General features: G+C 63.1%; 18 protein-coding genes. 10 read left to right on the top strand and 8 right to left on the bottom strand.

Features of this window, described 5'->3' with window-relative positions:
• Positions 1-10: 10 nt before the first annotated feature.
• The 5 genes from ACFWAD_RS08775 to cydC all read left to right on the top strand — a co-directional run bounded on the left by ACFWAD_RS08775 (position 11) and on the right by cydC (position 7006).
• Entirely contained in the window at positions 11-874 is an 864-nt protein-coding gene (locus ACFWAD_RS08775; protein WP_019745097.1) for an aminodeoxychorismate lyase, read from the top strand.
• A 154-nt stretch (positions 875-1028) separates the two neighbouring features.
• Positions 1029-2528, top strand: coding sequence for a cytochrome ubiquinol oxidase subunit I (locus tag ACFWAD_RS08780; RefSeq protein WP_030535241.1), 1500 nt, complete (start codon positions 1029-1031; stop codon positions 2526-2528).
• A gap of 9 nt (positions 2529-2537) precedes the next feature.
• Entirely contained in the window at positions 2538-3581 is a 1044-nt protein-coding gene (cydB, locus tag ACFWAD_RS08785) for a cytochrome d ubiquinol oxidase subunit II (RefSeq protein ID WP_003939727.1), read from the top strand.
• Positions 3582-3639: 58 nt separating this feature from the next.
• A complete protein-coding gene (gene cydD, locus ACFWAD_RS08790) occupies positions 3640-5328 on the top strand; it encodes a thiol reductant ABC exporter subunit CydD (RefSeq protein ID WP_378542841.1) in 1689 nt (562 codons plus the stop codon).
• Positions 5318-7006, top strand: a complete 1689-nt coding sequence (gene cydC, locus ACFWAD_RS08795) for a thiol reductant ABC exporter subunit CydC (RefSeq protein WP_378542843.1) — start codon at positions 5318-5320, stop codon at positions 7004-7006. The genes cydD and cydC overlap by 11 nt, the downstream gene beginning before the upstream one ends.
• A 233-nt stretch (positions 7007-7239) precedes the next feature.
• On the opposite strand, the gene ACFWAD_RS08800 is transcribed toward cydC, so the two are convergent.
• The 8 genes from ACFWAD_RS08800 to ACFWAD_RS08835 form a co-directional block, all read right to left on the bottom strand.
• The gene (locus ACFWAD_RS08800) at positions 7240-8280 is read right to left on the bottom strand and encodes a type IV toxin-antitoxin system AbiEi family antitoxin domain-containing protein (protein ID WP_378542845.1); all 1041 of its coding nucleotides are present in this window, start codon (positions 8278-8280) and stop codon (positions 7240-7242) included.
• 144 nt (positions 8281-8424) lie between these two features.
• A complete protein-coding gene (locus ACFWAD_RS08805; protein WP_378532754.1) occupies positions 8425-9030 on the bottom strand; it encodes an FABP family protein in 606 nt (201 codons plus the stop codon).
• A gap of 291 nt (positions 9031-9321) precedes the next feature.
• Positions 9322-9627 (bottom strand): DUF1416 domain-containing protein, encoded by a 306-nt coding sequence (locus tag ACFWAD_RS08810; protein ID WP_003939797.1) that lies wholly within the window; start codon positions 9625-9627, stop codon positions 9322-9324.
• 2 nt (positions 9628-9629) lie between these two features.
• Positions 9630-10463: a sulfurtransferase gene (locus ACFWAD_RS08815; protein WP_003939859.1), complete on the bottom strand. Its 834-nt coding sequence runs from the start codon at positions 10461-10463 to the stop codon at positions 9630-9632.
• 74 nt (positions 10464-10537) lie between these two features.
• Entirely contained in the window at positions 10538-11008 is a 471-nt protein-coding gene (locus ACFWAD_RS08820; protein WP_378542847.1) for a DUF4395 domain-containing protein, read from the bottom strand.
• A 131-nt stretch (positions 11009-11139) separates the two neighbouring features.
• Positions 11140-11226, bottom strand: a complete 87-nt coding sequence (locus ACFWAD_RS08825; protein ID WP_350318872.1) for a putative leader peptide — start codon at positions 11224-11226, stop codon at positions 11140-11142.
• A 10-nt stretch (positions 11227-11236) separates the two neighbouring features.
• On the bottom strand, positions 11237-11713 hold the full coding sequence (locus tag ACFWAD_RS08830) for a thioredoxin family protein (RefSeq protein ID WP_378531985.1): 477 nt from the start codon (positions 11711-11713) through the stop codon (positions 11237-11239).
• Positions 11710-12489, bottom strand: coding sequence for an LmeA family phospholipid-binding protein (locus ACFWAD_RS08835; protein ID WP_347874593.1), 780 nt, complete (start codon positions 12487-12489; stop codon positions 11710-11712). Before ACFWAD_RS08835 ends, ACFWAD_RS08830 begins: the two co-directional genes overlap by 4 nt.
• Positions 12490-12630: 141 nt before the next feature.
• On the opposite strand from ACFWAD_RS08835, the gene ACFWAD_RS08840 reads away from it, so the two are divergent.
• The 5 genes from ACFWAD_RS08840 (at position 12631) to pstA (ending at position 17668) form a co-directional block, all read left to right on the top strand.
• On the top strand, positions 12631-13383 hold the full coding sequence (locus ACFWAD_RS08840) for a response regulator transcription factor (RefSeq protein ID WP_003939728.1): 753 nt from the start codon (positions 12631-12633) through the stop codon (positions 13381-13383).
• 1 nt (position 13384) lies between these two features.
• A complete protein-coding gene (gene mshD, locus ACFWAD_RS08845) occupies positions 13385-14284 on the top strand; it encodes a mycothiol synthase (RefSeq protein WP_378542849.1) in 900 nt (299 codons plus the stop codon).
• A gap of 193 nt (positions 14285-14477) precedes the next feature.
• A complete protein-coding gene (gene pstS / locus ACFWAD_RS08850) occupies positions 14478-15596 on the top strand; it encodes a phosphate ABC transporter substrate-binding protein PstS (RefSeq protein ID WP_378542948.1) in 1119 nt (372 codons plus the stop codon).
• 68 nt (positions 15597-15664) lie between these two features.
• Positions 15665-16756 (top strand): phosphate ABC transporter permease subunit PstC, encoded by a 1092-nt coding sequence (gene pstC, locus ACFWAD_RS08855; protein WP_378531991.1) that lies wholly within the window; start codon positions 15665-15667, stop codon positions 16754-16756.
• A gap of 3 nt (positions 16757-16759) precedes the next feature.
• The gene (gene pstA, locus ACFWAD_RS08860; protein WP_378542851.1) at positions 16760-17668 is read left to right on the top strand and encodes a phosphate ABC transporter permease PstA; all 909 of its coding nucleotides are present in this window, start codon (positions 16760-16762) and stop codon (positions 17666-17668) included.
• Positions 17669-17696 lie beyond the last annotated feature (28 nt).

Here is a 17696-nt window from a genome sequence, read left to right on the forward strand (position 1 = left end):
GGTTGATGGCATGCCTGATCGCGTATTGGTGACTCTCGACCATGAGGTGCTCGATGCTGACGCACCGTTTTTGCACGCCGACGACCTGGCGGTGGTGCGCGGCGACGGAGTCTTCGAGACGCTGTTGGTGCGCGACGGTAGGGCGCGGGTGGTCGAGGGACATCTGAGTCGACTGGTTCTGAGCGCGCGGGCGTTGGGTCTGCCCGCCCCCGTTCTCGATGACTGGCGTCTGGCGATCGAGATGGCAGCCGAGGAGTGGGGGACAGAGAAGGAAGGCGCTCTTCGTCTTGTTCTGACCCGCGGCCGTGAGAGCGGTGACAAGCCGACAGCCTTCGTGATGGTCGGCCCGGTGGCTGATCGGGTCAGGCAGGTCCGTGAATCGGGGCTGTCGGTGATGACTCTCGAGCGAGGTTTCTCCGTCGATCTCTCCGCCCGGGCACCTTGGCAGCTACTGGGCGCGAAGACGTTGTCCTACGCAACCAACATGGCTGCGCTTCGATATGCGGCGAATTTGGGTGCTGACGATGTGATCTTCGTCAGTTCCGAGGGCAATGTGTTGGAGGGGCCACGCTCGACGGTGGTGATCGTTCGGGACAGGACTTTGATCACACCTCCTCCTGCACAGGGCATTTTGATGGGTACGACGCAGCGTGCCCTGTTCGACGTTGCCGGCAGTGCTCGCTTCGATTGCCGGTACGAAACCCTCCGACCTGCGGATTTGATTGCGGCCGACGGAGTGTGGATGGTTTCGAGCGTCACACTGGCCGCGCGCGTCCATACACTCGACGGGCTCGCATTGCCAGAGCCGAAGGTCTCCGAGGAATTCGCGGAATTGGTTGAACGTGCAATTGATTCGGATTCAGCAGGGCGATAGGCGAATAGGAATCGCGACAGGTCTCTACTACATTTGGTAGTAGCAAAGTCCTGCGGTCCAAACCGGACAGCAGTACCGTGTCCGCAGGGGCCGAGCGACTGCCCGCGTCTCGAACCCCGAAGCCTGTCCCAGGGCCCTACTCTCGGAGTAGCCAATGGATACTTTGGACGTCTCCAGGTGGCAGTTCGGTATCACTACCGTCTACCACTTCATCCTTGTTCCGCTGACCATCGGACTTGCACCGATGATCGCGATCATGCAGACGATGTGGGTGGTCACCAAAAAGGACCACTGGTATCGGCTCACCAAGTTCTTCGGCAAGCTTTTCCTCATCAACTTCGCACTCGGTGTAGCCACCGGCATTGTGCAGGAGTTCCAGTTCGGCATGAACTGGAGCGAGTACTCGCGATTCGTCGGTGACGTCTTCGGAGCTCCGCTCGCGTTGGAAGGCCTTGTCGCCTTCTTCATGGAGTCCGTCTTCATCGGACTCTGGATTTTCGGTTGGGGCAGGCTGCCCAAACTTGTACACCTGGCGTGCATTTGGCTCGTGGCGATCGGCGTCAACGCGTCGGCGTTCTTCATCATCGCGGCCAACTCGTTCATGCAGCATCCGGTCGGTGCGACGTACAACCCTGAAACGGGTCGTGCCGAGCTCACCAGCATCTGGGAGTTGTTGACCAACAACACCGCTCTCGCGGCCTTCCCGCACGCGGTTGCCGGCGCCTTCCTGACGGCGGCGACGTTTGTTGCCGGCATCAGTGGTTGGTGGATGGTGCGGAACATGCGCCGCGCCAAGCAGGCTGAGGCCGCCGAAGCCGAGCGCCTCGAATCCGATGCACGGACGATGTACCGCCCGGCAACACGATTCGCCTTGCTCGTCATGATCGTGGCCGGAATCGGCATCATCTACACCGGTGACGTCCAAGGCAAGCTCATGTTCCAGCAGCAGCCCATGAAGATGGCGTCGGCGGAATCGCTGTGCGAGACCGAGATGGATCCGGATTTCTCGATCCTCACTATCGGCACTCACAACAACTGTGACAGCGTGACGCACGTTCTGAAGGTGCCGTTCGTTCTGCCATGGTTGGCCGAGGGCAAGTTCACCGGCGTCGAACTGCAAGGCGTGAACCAACTGCAGGAGCAGGCGGAGCAGGACTTCGGACCGGGCAACTACCGACCGAATCTCTTTGTCACGTACTGGTCTTTCCGCGCCATGATCGGCCTTGCCGCCGGTTCGGCCGCACTGGCTCTCGCGGGACTGTGGGTCACCCGCAAGGGGCGAGTCCCGGACCAGAAGTGGTTCGGAATCCTCAGCCTCGTCGCGATTCCCACTCCGTTCATGGCGAACAGTGCCGGCTGGATCTTCACCGAGATGGGCCGTCAGCCCTGGGTGGTGCATCCCAACCCGACCGGCGTCGACATGATCAGACTCACTGTCGACCAAGGTGTTTCGGACCACGCATCGGCGACCGTCTGGGCTTCGCTGATCACCTTCACCCTCCTGTACGGAGCGCTGGGTGTCGTCTGGTTCAAGCTGATCGTGCGATACGCCAAGGAAGGCCCGTTGGAGCACGACATGCATCCGCCGGGCGATACAGATCATGACGAGCCGGAAGATCCGGACAAGCCCAAACAACTGTCGTTCGCGTACTAGGAGGCGATCATGGGACTTCAAGAAGTATGGTTCGTGCTCGTCGCAGTACTGTTCATCGGTTACTTCGTCCTCGAAGGGTTCGACTTCGGTGTCGGAATGCTCATGCCGATCGTCGGCAGAGGCAGTGACCTCCCGGCCGATACGCGTCGACGGGTGGCGCTCAACACGATCGGCCCGGTGTGGGACGGCAACGAAGTGTGGCTGATCACGGCCGGTGGCGCGATGTTCGCGGCATTCCCGGAGTGGTACGCGACGTTGTTCTCCGGGTTCTATCTACCGCTGCTGATCATCCTGGTGGCCTTGATCGTTCGGATCTGCGCCATCGAATGGCGGAGCAAGATCGACGACGACAAATGGCGTCAGCGTTGCGACTGGGGCATCATCTTCGGCTCCTGGGTCCCGGCAGTTCTCTGGGGCGTGGCTTTCGCGAACATCGTTCGGGGCGTGGCGATCAACGCCGACAAGCAGGTCGAGTCGGGATTCTTCGATCTGCTCAATCCTTACGCACTGCTCGGCGGTCTGACCACCGCGCTGGTGTTCGCTCTCCACGGCGCTGTGTTCCTGGCGCTCAAGAGTGCCGACGAGGTTCGTGAAGATGCCGTGAAAATTGCTGCACGGCTGGCAATTCCAGCTATTCCGGTTGCCGGCGGATTCGTCCTGTGGACGCAACTCGCCTACGGCAAGGGATGGACGTGGATTCTGGTAGCCGCCGCTGCTGCCGCTCTGATCGGCGTCGTCTTCCTGACGCGGGCCGAGCGCGAAGGCTGGGCCTTCGTTCTCACTTGTGTGGCCGTCATCGCCACTGTCGTGCTGCTGTTCGCCTCGCTGTTCCCGAACGTCATGCCGTCGACGCTTGATCCGGCATACAGCCTGACCATCGAGAACGCGTCGTCGAGTCCGTACACGCTCAAGGTGATGACGTGGGCCGCGGCATTCATGACGCCGGTGGTGATCATCTACCAGGGCTGGACGTACTGGGTGTTCCGTCAACGCATCTCCTCCAAGCAGATTCCGGCGTCGATCGGCCTGCGATTCAAGGAGAAGACGTGGTAGTGGCAAACCCGCAATCACAAAAGATTCGAATCACGAAAGAACTGACGGTCGAATTCACGTGACTATCGAAGTAGGCGACGCTCCCACCACTCGGGAGCGTCGCCGGGGGCCGATCGACCCGCGGCTGTGGCGACATTCCGCTTCTGCGCGCGGCTATCTGATCCTGACTGTTGCTCTGTCGATGGTGAACGTCGTGATGGTCATCGTCGCGGCGCTCATGATCGGTCGGGTGCTGGCCGGAGTGATCACCACTCGAACTGTGGATGTTTCCTCGTGGACAACCGAATTGGTTGTTCTAGGCGCAGCTGTAGCGGTCCGAGTTCTGGGGACCTGGCTGCAGACCAGGTATGCGCACCGGGCATCGACTCGCGTGGTTGCCGAGATCAAGAACGGCGTGCTGACGTCGGCGTCGGCGATGAGTCCTCGCGATCTCGATCCTCGGCGCGACGAGATCGCGACCGTGCTCACCCGCGGTGTCGACGGTCTTGGTCCGTACCTGACGGGATACCTTCCGGCCCTGGTCCTGTCGGTGACGCTGACACCCATCACCCTGATAGTCATTGCGGTGCAGGACATGACGTCTGCGGTCATCATCTTCGTGACGCTGCCGCTGATCCCGATCTTCATGATTCTGATCGGCTTGCTGACAAAGGGTAAGTCGGAGAAGACGCTGGCAGCGATGACCACGTTGTCTTCGCAACTGCTCGACCTCCTTGCAGGTTTGCCGACGCTGCGGGCGCTCGGTCGTCAGCAAGGTCCTGCCGAGCGCGTCCGTGAACTCGGCGACGCTCATCGGCGAACGACGATGTCAGCCCTCCGCGTCGCGTTTCTGTCCTCGATGGTGTTGGAACTGCTCGCAACACTCTGCGTTGCATTGGTGGCCGTGAGCATCGGCCTGCGACTGGTGTACGGGGACATGACACTCGAGCCGGGGATAGTCGCGCTGATCCTCGCGCCCGAGGTGTACCTGCCGCTCCGAATGGTGGGAACCCAGTTCCATGCCGCCGAGGACGGAATGGCCGCAGCCGACAAGGCATTCGAGGTTATCGAGGCCGATTCTGCCGCGCCGGAGGGTGGCTGGACGACTGTAGTCGCTCGCGGCGCCGACATCGTCTTCGACGGCATCGGTGTGGCCTCCCGTGGGGGAGTAGCGCCGTCTGAACTGTCCGCCGTTGCGTCTCCAGGGAAGATCACGGTGCTCACCGGTCCCAACGGTTCCGGCAAGTCGACGGCAGTGCACGCGCTACTCGGGTTGATCGAACCGAGCAGTGGGCGCGTGACCGTCGCCGGCGTCGATGTCCGAGACCTGGACGAGCACGCGTGGTGGAGTCAGTTGGCCTGGCTACCGCAACATCCGGTCCTCCTGCCCGGCACCATTCGCGAGAACCTCGATCTCACCGGGGCCGTCGAGTCGCAGGCGTTGGCTCGAGCTGCGGCCGCGACGGGATTCGACGCGGTACTGGCCGAGTTGCCTGCGGGCGTCGAGACCGTGATCGGCGTCGGCGGCACTGGTCTGTCGTTGGGGCAGCGGCAGCGCCTGGCCCTGACACGCGTCCTCGCCTCCGACCGCGCGGTTCTTGTCCTGGACGAACCCACCGCTCACCTCGACTCCGATTCGGAAGGGACAGTGTTGGCTTCTCTGAGAGCACGAGCGGAGCGCGGCGACACCGTGGTCGTGATCGGCCACCGTCCGAGTGTGCTCGTCGCGGCTGACCGGATCGTCGAGGTACACGCTCATGAGAAGTGATACTCACGATCCGCTCCTGCGTGCTCTGCGGCTACTGGAACTTCGGCCACGACGAGTACTGACGGCGGTAGCGGCGGGCGTCGCAACACTCGGCAGCGCCCTCGCCTTGGCCGCGCTGTCCGCGTGGTTGATCACGCGGGCCTGGGAGATGCCTCCCGTTCTCGACCTCAGCGTTGCGGTGGTTGCCGTACGCGCATTGGGAATCTCGCGTGGTGTCTTTCGTTATCTCGAGCGATTGACGACGCACGACGTCGCGTTGCGCGGCACCACCGCAGCGCGATCGAGGATCTACCAGCAGTTGGCAGCGGGAGATCCCGCGGCCGCTGCCGGACTGCGACGCGGCGACCTGCTCTCACGAACCGGCGCCGATGTGGACGCGCTGGGCGACGTCGTCGTCAAAGCACTGATCCCGATTGCGGTTTCGATTGTCCTCGCGTTCGCTGCGGTGGGAATCTTGTTGTTCATCTCCGTTCCGGCCGCGCTCATTCTCGCTGTTGCGCTGGCGGTGTCCGGGATCGCGGCACCCTGGCTGTCGGCTCGTGCTGCTCGACTCGCCGAAGCCGACAGTTCAGCTGCCGCAGCTCGATTCAGCGAGTCTGCGGTGACGGCCCTCGACCATTCTGCCGAGCTTCGGGTATCGGGCCGCTTGGATCAAGCAGTGAGCGAGGCTGTCTCCGCCGAGGACGAGTTGGTCGACGCGACCGATCGTGCGGCGGTACCGAGTGCCTTTGCCGCCGCTGCGACGCCTCTCGCAATCGGCGTGAGCGTCCTCGGGGCTCTACTGATCGGAATCGCGCTCTACGGAACCACCGACATGTCACCGATGTCCATGGGAATCCTTGTACTGCTTCCCTTGTCGGCTTTCGAGGGAACCGCGATACTGCCCAGCGCAGCGGTAGCGTTGACCAAGGCGCGACTGGCGTCGGCGCGCATCATGGCGGTTCTCGATCGAGCGGACGAGGAACACGTCGAAGGTGACCGTGCGTGGCCGGAGGACGGGGTCCTGAGCGTGCACGCGTTGCGGGCGGGTTGGCCCGGGGGGAAGGTGACCGAACCGCTGTCGGTGGATCTTCCTCGCGGTGCTCGTGTTGCCGTCATCGGCGAGAGCGGATCGGGAAAGACCACTGCGCTGATGACGATGGCGGGACTGCTGCCGCCCGTCGCGGGAACAGTTCGCGTTGGCGGAGTGGATGTTTCGGAAGTCGATCCGGCCGAGCTGCGTCGTCACGTGGGGTACTTCGCCGAGGACGCACACCTCTTCGAGACGTCGGTACTCGAGAACCTGCGCGTTGCACGCGGTGACCTCACCGTCGAGGACGCGGAGAAAGCACTTGCCGCAGTCGGTCTCGGCGATTGGCTGGCGGAACTGCCGGACGGGCTCGACACCTACCTGGTCGGCGGTATGCGAGCGGTTTCGGGCGGTGAGCGTCGTCGGTTGCTGTTGGCACGCGCGATCGTCTCGCCCGCGGAGGTGCTGCTGCTCGACGAGCCGACCGAGCACATGGACGCGGAGGCAGGCGCTCAGCTGCTTCGCGAGTTGCTCGATCGTGACGGAATGCTGGTCGATTCTTCGCGAACGGTTGTTGTCGTCACCCACCAACTTCCGGCCGGTACTGGAGCTGACCAGGTGATATGTGTCGGAAAAGTTTCTGTGGAAAATACGTTGCCGTCGTCGTGAAGTGGGCGTACTTTCTCCAGTACACAAGGAAGGAGGTGGTCTGAAATTGAAGTACAGACGGACGCGTGAGGTGGCTGCCAGCTAGCCGCAATCGCTGACGGAATTCACTTACCGCGCGAGCGGCCGGCGAATCCCAGGCAGCCACCCGACCCCCGAGCCCCCGATCAGTCCGACCGGGACCCCCGCGAAAGCGAGGGTGTGGCTCGGGGGTCGCTTCGTGCTGTGCGCCTTTGTTAACCCCCGGCGGTTAATAAAGGCGCACAGCGTGGACAAGGATTAGGCCCCCACCATCCACCGCGCTCGAGGACCGCTCTGACCTCGGCTGCAGTTCGGCACGAGGCTCCCTCCACCTCTTCCCAACCGAAGACCAGCGTGGCGTTGCCTGACAGTTCGGATGCGTTTCCTCGCCGACGATCACGCAGTGCAGTCGCCCGAGAAGAGTGGAAGGCAAATCCGTCGAGTCGAACGATCAGTGCGACACCGCAATTGCGGTAGTCGACGTCCTCGTAGAGAGTTCTCCCATCAACGAGGACCGGCGATTGCCGTCGTGCTTCCGGCAAACCGTGTGCGCGCTCGACTTCGATTGCGTAGCGGTGTTCGAGTACTGACTGGACGCCGCGATCCAAGAGGTCCAGTGTCGAGGACAGCGCTTTGACATATCGCCTCGGCCGGCGGCACTCCATTCGGGTGCGTAGCGCCATCTGCGACACCTTGCACGCCGTGGCCGAGCGGACGAGAGAACGAGCGGCGTCGCGAGCTGACGGCTCTGCCACCGCCAGGTCGATTGCAGTGTCGGCCAGCGACGTACGAGCAGGCTGAGTAGCAACCCCGATATGGGCTTGAGCGCGTGAACGATGAACGATCACTCCGGGATGAGCAGTGGACCACCCCAACGGAACGGGGCGTGTCGGGGAGCGTTCAGGTCTGAACGTCGGATTCTGACAGCGCGAGGATCGGCCGTATCGGACCGTGATGTGGACCGGCAGTTCGGACTCGATGTGCGTGAGTCCCCACTCTTCGGCAGCAGTCCGGTGACTCAGATATGTTTCACCGCCGCCGAACAGAAGTGCAGCTTCGAGAATCATTGCTCGGTTGAGTGGGCCGTTGGTACTGGATTGAACACCGTGGAGGACGGTCGTCCATTGACCCGATTCGACCAGATGTTGGATGCGCCGCGGCGAATAGCCGAAAGGGCGCAGTTGTTTATTGGTCGCGAGTCCGTGTTGGAAGTCGAAGAGTCTTCGGAGATCAGGATCGAGGTAGTCGCAGCTCATGCGAATACCGTGGGATCGCTGTCCGACAGGAATCAGTCGAAGATGCCGCCCGGAAGCTCGCCTGTGGAATTTGACGGTGCCTGTGGATAAATCTGCTGTGCGCCTCTATTAACCGCCGGGGGTTAATAAAGGCGCACAGCAGGACTAGCCGATGTAGCGTGTCAGCCGCGCCGAGAGACGCGGTTCCAGGCCACCGTCAGACATGATCCGCTCTTCGACGTACGCGAGGTCGCCGCCTTCGACGATGCCGTACAGACGCTTCGCGCCGCCGTACAGTGCACCGGACTGGCTGCGGATCACCACGTCGGTGGCAAGTTCCCACGATGCCTGGGTGAGTGCGCGCCCGTAGTACATTTCGACGACGCCGGAGCTGTGGCTGAGCAGGAGTTCGACGACTTCCTGGTTGACGCTGCCGGGGATGCCGTCGCCGCCCATTCGCCAGTAACCGCTCTCGCGCAGATCGGGGCTCACGTACTCGCCCTCGGCGTCGAGACGCCAGGACCGGGACTCCCAATTGAGGTAGGGGCCACCGTCGTGAGAGATGACGATCTGCTGACCGAAGGCGTAGTCGCCGGTCTCGTCGTGTCCTTCGCCTTCGCCGCGCCAGACGCCGACGAGGGGGAGTAGTGCGAGGAGTTCGGGATTGATGTCCGGGCCGAGGCGCAGGTTTGCGGTGTCCTCGGGCAACGGAAGGTCCGGCAGGGTCGGGATGTTGAGCGACGCCGTCGACTTGGAGCGCTCGACGGCGATGGCGACAGCTTCGTCCCCGCTGCCGCGCCTGACGGCACCTGCAGCGGCGGAATCGTCAGCGGTCGCGTCGGACCCTGAATCCGGAGCCTGGCTCACGACTCGTCGGTGACCAAGCGGTACACGACGTACACGGAGAACCAAGCGATCATGACGGATGCGAGTGCGAGGAGTACCTCGAAGAAAATGACCACGGGTACATCTTAGACCGCGGCGACCGACCGGAAAAATCGGGAGCCGGAATGCAGAAGGCCCCGCACCGAAGGGGTGCGGGGCCGCCTGAGAAAGCCGGAATTACTTGCTGACGGTCACGTCCACGTTGTGCACGCCCGAGCCCTCGGGAGCGACGGTGGAAGTGCCGTTCCCCGAGCTGGACAGTGCACGCACGGTCCACTCGCCCGGAGCGGCGAAGAAGCGGAAATCGCCGGTTCCCGATGCCACGACCTCGGCCGTGAACTCTCCGGAGCCGTCGAGCAGACGCACGAATGCGCCGCCGATGGGCTGTCCGTCAGCCGCGAGGACGCGGCCGGTGATGACCGTCTCCTTCTCGACGTCGACGCCGGCAGGCAGGGTCTGGCCCTGGGTAGGTGCTCCACACATGATCAGGCTCCCAATTCGATCGGTGCGCCGACGAGTGAGCCGTATTCGACCCAGCTGCCGTCGTAGTTCTTGACGTTGTTCTTGCCGAGGATCTCCTGCAGGACGAACCAGGTGTGGCTCGAGCGCTCGCCGATGCGGCAGTAGGCGATCGTTTCCTTGGTGTCGTCGAAGCCCTTCTCCGCGTACAGCTTGGCGAGGTCGTCGTCCGACTTGAAAGTGCCGTCCTCGTTGGCGGTGGTGCTCCACGGGATGTTGATGGCGCCGGGGACGTGGCCGCGCTGCTGTGCCTGCTCCTGCGGAAGGTGCGCGGGAGCGAGGATCTTGCCGGAGAACTCGTCAGGGCTGCGAACGTCGACGAGGTTCTTGCTGCCGATGGCGTCGATGACCTCGTCGCGGAATGCGCGGATCGAGAAGTCGGGGGTCTCGGCCTTGTACTGCGTGGCTTCGCGGTTGACGGCATCCTTGGAGAGCGGGCGTCCGTCGAGTTCCCACTTCTTGCGGCCGCCGTCGATCAGCTTGATGTCCTGGTGGCCGTACAGCTTGAAGTACCAGTACGCGTATGCGGCGAACCAGTTGTTGTTGCCACCGTAGAGAACGACGGTGTCGTCGTTCGCAATGCCCTTGGCGGAGAGCAGATCCGAGAACTGCTCCTGGTTCAGGAAGTCGCGTCGGACGCCGTCCTGGAGGTCCTTGCGCCAGTCGAGCTTGACTGCACCCTCGATGTGGCCGCCGTCGTATGCGCTGGTGTCCTCGTCCACCTCGACAAAAACGGTCTTGGGGGTGTTGAGGTTCTGCTCAGCCCAGTCAGCGGAGACTAGGACGTCGGAGCGAGCCATGGTGTTCCTTTCGATGTGGTCTTGCATCGGTCGATGTCTAGCAGGGGTTCAGCAGGGTTGTGTGGCAAGCGCTTTCACGCGGTGGTAGCGCGGCCGGTATTTCGCAGCCTTGCGACGAGTGGGTAGATCTGGCAGCCGAGGCAGATACCGAACGCGGCGTTGAGCAGGGCCGCGAACAAGGCGAAGCCGGTGGCAACGGTGCCGACGATCGTCGACCCGGCCAGGAAACCGACCGTGCCGGCGAGTGAGAAGACGAAGCCGACGAACTGCGCGAAGCGAAGTGGCGCTACGGGTTCGCGTTCGCTGACCGGCGAGATTCGCGGCGCGACGAGCTTGCCGAAGATCTGGCCGTACGGGCTGCGCTTGGGACCGAGTACCGCTCCGACCGCGAAGACGATCGCCTGCAGGGCGAGAAGCACTGTGGCGGCGGGCAGTGAGAAGGTCGAGAGAATGAGCGTGAGTACGAGAACGCCGGTGGTGACCCATGCTGCGAATCGAGGTCCGCGGACGTCGACTTGCTCGAGTTGGGGTGTGGTTGTGGACATCGGGAGTGCTCCTGCGCTGGATTGCATGGTGCTTGCCTGGACCGAGAAAACGGGGACGCAAAAGTCCCGTTCGGTGAATTGATCACGTGAGCGAAAGCTCGAAGGTCAGAGAGATCTGACGGATGTGGTGATCAGCAACAGGTACAGCAACAGCCCCCGAGGCGGCACAGGTCTACTGCGCGGCGTCGGGTGAGCATCAGCTCGTGGCGGGTTTGCACGTCGGCGAGTTTACCCCGAATTCTCGGATTTTGGCTCGTGGGGTCCGGATAGTGGTACGAGCGCAGCTTTCAGGTCGGCTGCGGACGGCACTCCTGACACTCGGAACTGTTCGTCGAGTCCACCGTCGAGGATGAAGGTGGTGGGTAGGGACAGGACGCTCATTTCGCGTGCCAGGGCCGGTTCCTTGTCGATGTCGAGTTCGATCTCCACCGGCGGACGGGGAGCGTCGGCCATCGAAACCACGACCTGGCCGACGACGCGCCGTACTGCTGCACACGGTCCGCACCAGTCGGCGGAGAAATGCAGTACGACGGGTCCGCCGTTCGGCGATGCGACTCCGGCGGCGCTCAGCAGTTCGAGGCGGCTGTCGGTGCCGCTGGCTGCGGACGTGGTGGTGGCTCGGACCGCTCCGTTGCGCGATTTGAGAAAGAGTCCGACCGCGACGACGGCTACGAGCGCGACCAGCAGAATTGTGATCCCGGTCATCGGTTCTGCAGCTCTGCGAGATCGATCGTCGTGTTTTCGGCGCTGCCTTCGATCACGATTCTTCCGCCTTCCGCGTAGACCAGGCTCGGCTGGATTCCGTAGGGGAGTGCCTGCGGATCGATCGTGTAGCTGAACAATCCGAGGACTACGGGTTCGAGAGCCGCGGGGATCGAGAAATCGGCTTTGCCCTCAGGACCGAAGTACAGGTTGCTGGCGACGATCTTGACCTGCCCACCTTCCAGAACCAGGTTGGCCTGCACGCTCACGGCAGTCTCGACCGGGCCGACGGCAACCGTTCCGGTCAGCACGACGGCGCCCGCGGTGCTGGCGCCCGTTCCGCCGCTGCCCCCGGTGCCGTCCGACTTGTTGGCCGGCGGCGAAGATACCTGCAGGTCAGGGATGTTCAGCAACTTTCCGAGATCGGTGGCGTTGATTCCCATCCGGCCGTCGAGTTTGTCGACGGGGAGCTGGGTGACGTTGCCGTTCACGATGTCGGAGAAGGGCACGGTGACCCCGCGCAGGTTGGCCTCGACGGTCACTTCGCCGACCACGTCGCTCTGGACGCCGGTGGCTCTGACGTAGACGTCCTTGTACTTCCCGCCGAGTGCCTGGGTGAGGAAGGGGAACCCGTTGAAGGTGACCTCGGGGTCCGCCTCGAGTGACGCGCCGGTTCGGAGCTCGCGGGAAACCCGGTACTCGGCGTACGCGGCAGCGCCGAAATCGGCCACCAGTCCGAGGCCGAGGAGGAAGACGATGCCGATGATCAGTTTGCGCACCGCACCATTGTGACGGACTCCGGTCGGGGTTCGATGCGACGGCCCCGGTACCAGGCACGCTAATGTAGTGACCGACCAAAAGCGTCGAACTACTCGAGCGTTGCCCTCGCGGGTTGCGCGGGCTACTAGATAGGAGGCCGTGTGGAACTGCTCCTCCTCACCTCCGACCCCAACCCGGAAGCTGTATTACCGGCGTTGGCGTTGCTGGCGCACTCGGTTCGGCCTGCCCCCACAGAGGTTTCCTCGCTTCTCGAAGCGAGTTCCGCGGACGTGGCGTTGGTAGATGCGCGCACCGATCTTGCTGCCGCGCGCGGTTTGTGTCGACTGCTCGGAAGCACGGGATCTGCAGTACCTGTGGTCGCCGTACTCACCGAAGGCGGACTCGTCGCAGTCAATGCCGACTGGGGGCTGGACGACATCCTGCTTCCCGGTACCGGTCCGGCGGAGGTGGACGCCCGATTGCGGTTGTTGGTCGCCCGCAGCGGCGGTGTGGCCAGTCCGGAAGCGTCGGGAAAGATCACGCTGGGCGAATTGGTTATCGACGAGGGGACGTACACGGCACGACTGCGTGGACGGCCCCTTGATTTGACTTACAAGGAATTCGAGCTGCTCAAGTACCTCGCGCAGCACGCCGGGCGGGTATTCACCCGTGCGCAGTTGTTGCAGGAAGTGTGGGGTTACGACTTCTTCGGTGGCACCAGGACGGTTGACGTCCACGTGCGTCGTCTGCGGGCGAAACTCGGCACCGAATACGAGTCCTTGATCGGTACAGTCCGAAATGTCGGATACAAGGCAGTGCGTCCGACCAGGGCCAAGGGCGGCGCAGCAGCTCCCGTTCAGTTCGAGGACGACGAAGACGTCGACTACGACGCGGCCGACGGTTCGGTGGTCTGACGTGGGTTGGACCGATTCGCTGCCGGCCGGATCCGCCGAGCAGGTTTCCGCGCTGCTCGATCGCGCGACCGAGTGCGACGGCAAGGCGCCGGTCTCGGAGCAGGGGCGACATGCCGTTGCCGGACGCGGTGCAGCACGACACTTCCTCGAGTTCGACGGCGATGCCGTCGTCGGTTACGCACAGCTGCAAGCCGGTTCGGACGAGCATCCTGACATGGCGGAGTTGGTGGTCGACCCGCAGGCACGGCGCCGCGGCATCGGAACCAGGCTTGCCGCAGCGGTATTCGACGAGGGCCGTTCAGGCACACGCGTCTGGGCGCACGGAAACATAGACGCTGCAGTGGAATTCGCCAAGAGTCTCGATCTGGTCAGCGTGCGTGAGCTCCTTCAGTTGCGTCGACCTCTCGATGCTCCGCAGCTTCCGGAAATCGTTGTGCCCGAAGGTGTAACGATGCGGACGTATCGCGGACCCGAAGACGATTCCGAGATCCTTCGCGTCAATAATGCGGCGTTCTCCTGGCATCCCGAGCAGGGCGGCTGGACCCAGTCGGAGATCGACGAGAGAACGGCCGAAGGGTGGTTCGATCCCGCCGGTCTGTTCATGGCGTTCGCGGACACCGATCCCGATACTCTTCTCGGCTTTCACTGGACCAAGGTGCACGCACCCGAAGGCGATGATCCGGAGCTGGGGGAGGTGTACGTCGTGGGCATCGATCCTGCGGCGCAGGGACGCGGTCTCGGTCGAGTGCTGACCCTGGCGGGCATGCATTACCTGCGTGATCGTGGCCTCGGAACCGTCCTTCTGTACGTCGAAGGCGACAACACTGCCGCCCTGCACACGTACGAGCGTCTCGGCTTCGATCGGTTCCACGTGGACATGGCTTACGCCCGCGCGCGCTGACGTCACAGTCGAACACGCAGAAATGTCTGGTCTGTTCATTCTCCGTTAACCATGTGTGGTCCAACCGGACACCGCGCCCGCCTACTTTTCTCTGTGGGCAGCGCCGTGTTGCCTGATGCAGATTTCAATCATTCTGCATCTCATGTCGCCGCCCGATCGTGGGCGTGGCGGTAGCGATTTCCGGAGGATCTTGGTGAATCTCAAGCGCAGTGGTGCCCTGCTCGGTGTAGTGGCCGTGGGCGCCATGACCTTGGCCGCATGTGGCAGCGACAACAACTCGTCGTCGACGGGTGTGGACGCGTCCTCATCGAACGCAACGTGCGAAGGCAAGAGCAACCTCTCTGCCGCTGGTTCCTCGGCACAGAAGAACGCCATGGACCAGTTCGTCGCCACCTACATCTCCGTGTGCCAGGAAAAGGGCAAGACGGTCAACGTCGCTTACAACCCCAGCGGTTCGGGTGACGGACGTACGCAGTTCATCGCCAAGCAGATCGACTTCGCGGGCTCCGACTCGGCCATCAAGGACGAGCAGGCGGACAAGGCCAAGGAGCGTTGCGTCGGCGGCGAAGCCTGGAACCTTCCCCTCGTCTTCGGCCCCATCGCAGTTGCATACAACCTCGACGGCGTCGACAAGCTCGTTCTCAACGCAGAGGTCCTCGCGAAGATCTTCAACGGTGGCATCACCAACTGGAACGATCCGGCAATCGCCGCGCTCAATTCCGGCGCAACGCTTCCCGACGAGAAGATCACCGCCGTGATCCGCTCCGATTCCTCGGGCACCACGGACAACTTCCAGAAGTACCTCGACGCAGCGTCGAACGGTGCCTGGACCTCGGGTGCAGGCTCCGACTTCACCGGTGGCGTCGGTGAGGGCGCCAAGGGTTCGGCCGGAGTAGCACAGGCAGTATCCACCGCACCGGGTTCGATCACCTACGTCGAGAAGTCGTTCGCGGATCAGAACAAGCTCTCGGTTGCCGAGATCAACACGGGCTCCGAGGCAGTCGCACTGACCAACGATTCGGCTTCCAAGTCGATCGCCGGTGCCAAGTTCAAGTCCGACGCCACCGGCGACCTGACGCTCGACCTCGCGTCGATCTTCAAGACCAACGAAGCCGGCGCGTACCCGCTCGTGCTCGCCACCTACTCGATCGTGTGCTCCAAGGGCTACGACGCCGACACCTCCGCAGCTGTGAAGTCGTTCCTGACCAGCGCAGCAAACGAGGGACAGGCCAACCTGGCCGAGCAGGGCTACGTTCCGCTGCCCTCGAACGTCCAGGATCGACTCAACGCATCCATCTCGGCAATCAGCTGAGCTGACCTGCGGACTCGTGCGGACAAGCCCATGGATCTACATTCAGACGTGAAGGAACGTGAGCGCACATGAGTGACGCGCCCATCACCTCGACATCTCGTTCTCCCGGCCCCGCAACCAGCGGGGCCGGGGTGGGCGGTCCGAACGGCACCACGGAGGACACGATTACTTCCACCAAGGCCCAGGCCACCGAGCAGTCACCGAAGGGTGACGGCCCGGGTACCGGCACAGCAAAGACCGTGACCCGTCCGGGCGACCGCATCTTCAGCTCGCTCGCTTCCGGTTCGGCCATCTTCATCACCGTCGTCATCGCGGCGATCGGTGCGTTCCTGATCTGGCGGGCGATCCCCGCACTGAGCCGGAACCAGGTCAACTTCCTGACCAGCTCCCAGTGGGTGACGCAGAACATCAACGAGATGGCATTCGGTGTCCTCGACCTCTTCCAGGTCACGGTCCTCGTCTCGCTCTTCGCGCTGGTGCTCGCGATGCCGATCGCACTGGGTATCGCGATCTTCCTGACCTCGTACTCACCCAAGTGGCTCACCCGGCCGCTGTCGTACACGATCGATCTCCTCGCGGCAGTGCCGTCCATCGTCTACGGCCTGTGGGGACTTCTCGTATTCGCACCGGCGATCACCCCGGTCGCGGTGTGGCTCAACAAGACTTTCGGCTGGTTCCCGCTCTTCGCCGACGGCAGCGGATCGATCACCGGCGGCGGCACCATCTTCACCGCAGGAATCGTCCTGGCCGTGATGATCCTTCCGGTCATCACCGCAGTGACCCGCGAGGTGTTCATCCAGACCCCGCGATCACAGATCGAAGCTGCACTCGCCCTCGGCGCCACGCGCTGGGAAGTTGTGCGCACCACGGTCATCCCGTTCGGTAAGTCCGGCTACATCAGCGGATCGATGCTCGGTCTCGGACGCGCACTCGGTGAAACGATGGCGCTGTACCTGATCCTGCGCACCACCTCTCAGGCCTTCGGCTGGTCGCTGTTCGACGGCGGCTCGACCATCGCCTCCAAGATCGCCCTCGGCTACGCGGAGTTCAACAACGACATCCAGGCAGGCGCGTACATCGCGGCCGGACTGGTGCTGTTCGTACTGACCTTCGTCGTCAACGCGGCTGCCCGCGCAGTGATCGCCGGAAAGAAGGACTGACCCATGACCTCCACTCTGGACCGGCCGGTCAAGGCCCCCACTTTCCAAGGCGTCGGCACCCGTCGTCGCGCCAAGGACGTCATCGCGACCATCTTGGTCAGCCTGGCAGTCGTCATCGCGCTCATCCCGTTGGTCTGGGTGCTCTTCACGGTCATCGCCAAGGGCCTGCCCGCTCTGACGTCGCCGACGTGGTTCACCAACTCGCTCAGCGGATTGACGGCGTCGGCCGACGGCGGCGGTATCTATCACGCGTTGATCGGCACCCTGCTGCAAGGCATCGTGTGCGCGGTCTTCTCCATCCCGCTCGGTATCTTCGTCGCGATCTACCTGGTGGAGTACGCCGACCGGAAGTCGAAGCTCGGCAAGCTCACCACGTTCATGGTCGACATCCTCAGCGGTGTTCCGTCGATCGTGGCCGCGCTCTTCATCTACGCCCTGTGGATCGCGACCTTCGGCTTCCCCAAGTCCGCGTTCGCCGTGTCACTGGCTCTGGTCCTGCTGATGGTCCCGGTCGTCATCCGCTCCACCGAGGAAATGCTGCGCATCGTTCCGATGGATCTGCGAGAGGCGTCGTACGCGCTCGGCGTGCCGAAGTGGAAGACCATCTCGAAAATCGTTCTGCCGACGGCACTTCCCGGCATCATCACCGGCGTCATGCTGGCCCTGGCCCGCGTGCTCGGTGAGACCGCACCGCTGCTGATCCTCGTCGGCTACGCACCGTTCATCAACTTCGACCTGTTCAACGGTGAAATGGGCACTCTGCCTTCCGTCATGGTCGCCGAGATGAACAACCCCACCGACGCCGGCACCAACCGCATCTGGGGCGCAGCGCTGACCCTGATCCTGCTGATCGCGATCCTCAACATCGTCGCGAAGCTGATCGGTCACTTCTCACAGGTCAGAAGCAAGTGATGCGGCCTCGGAACATGTTCGTACTCAA

Source organism: Rhodococcus sp. NPDC059969 (assembly GCF_042738325.1).
GTDB lineage: Bacteria > Actinomycetota > Actinomycetes > Mycobacteriales > Mycobacteriaceae > Rhodococcus_F.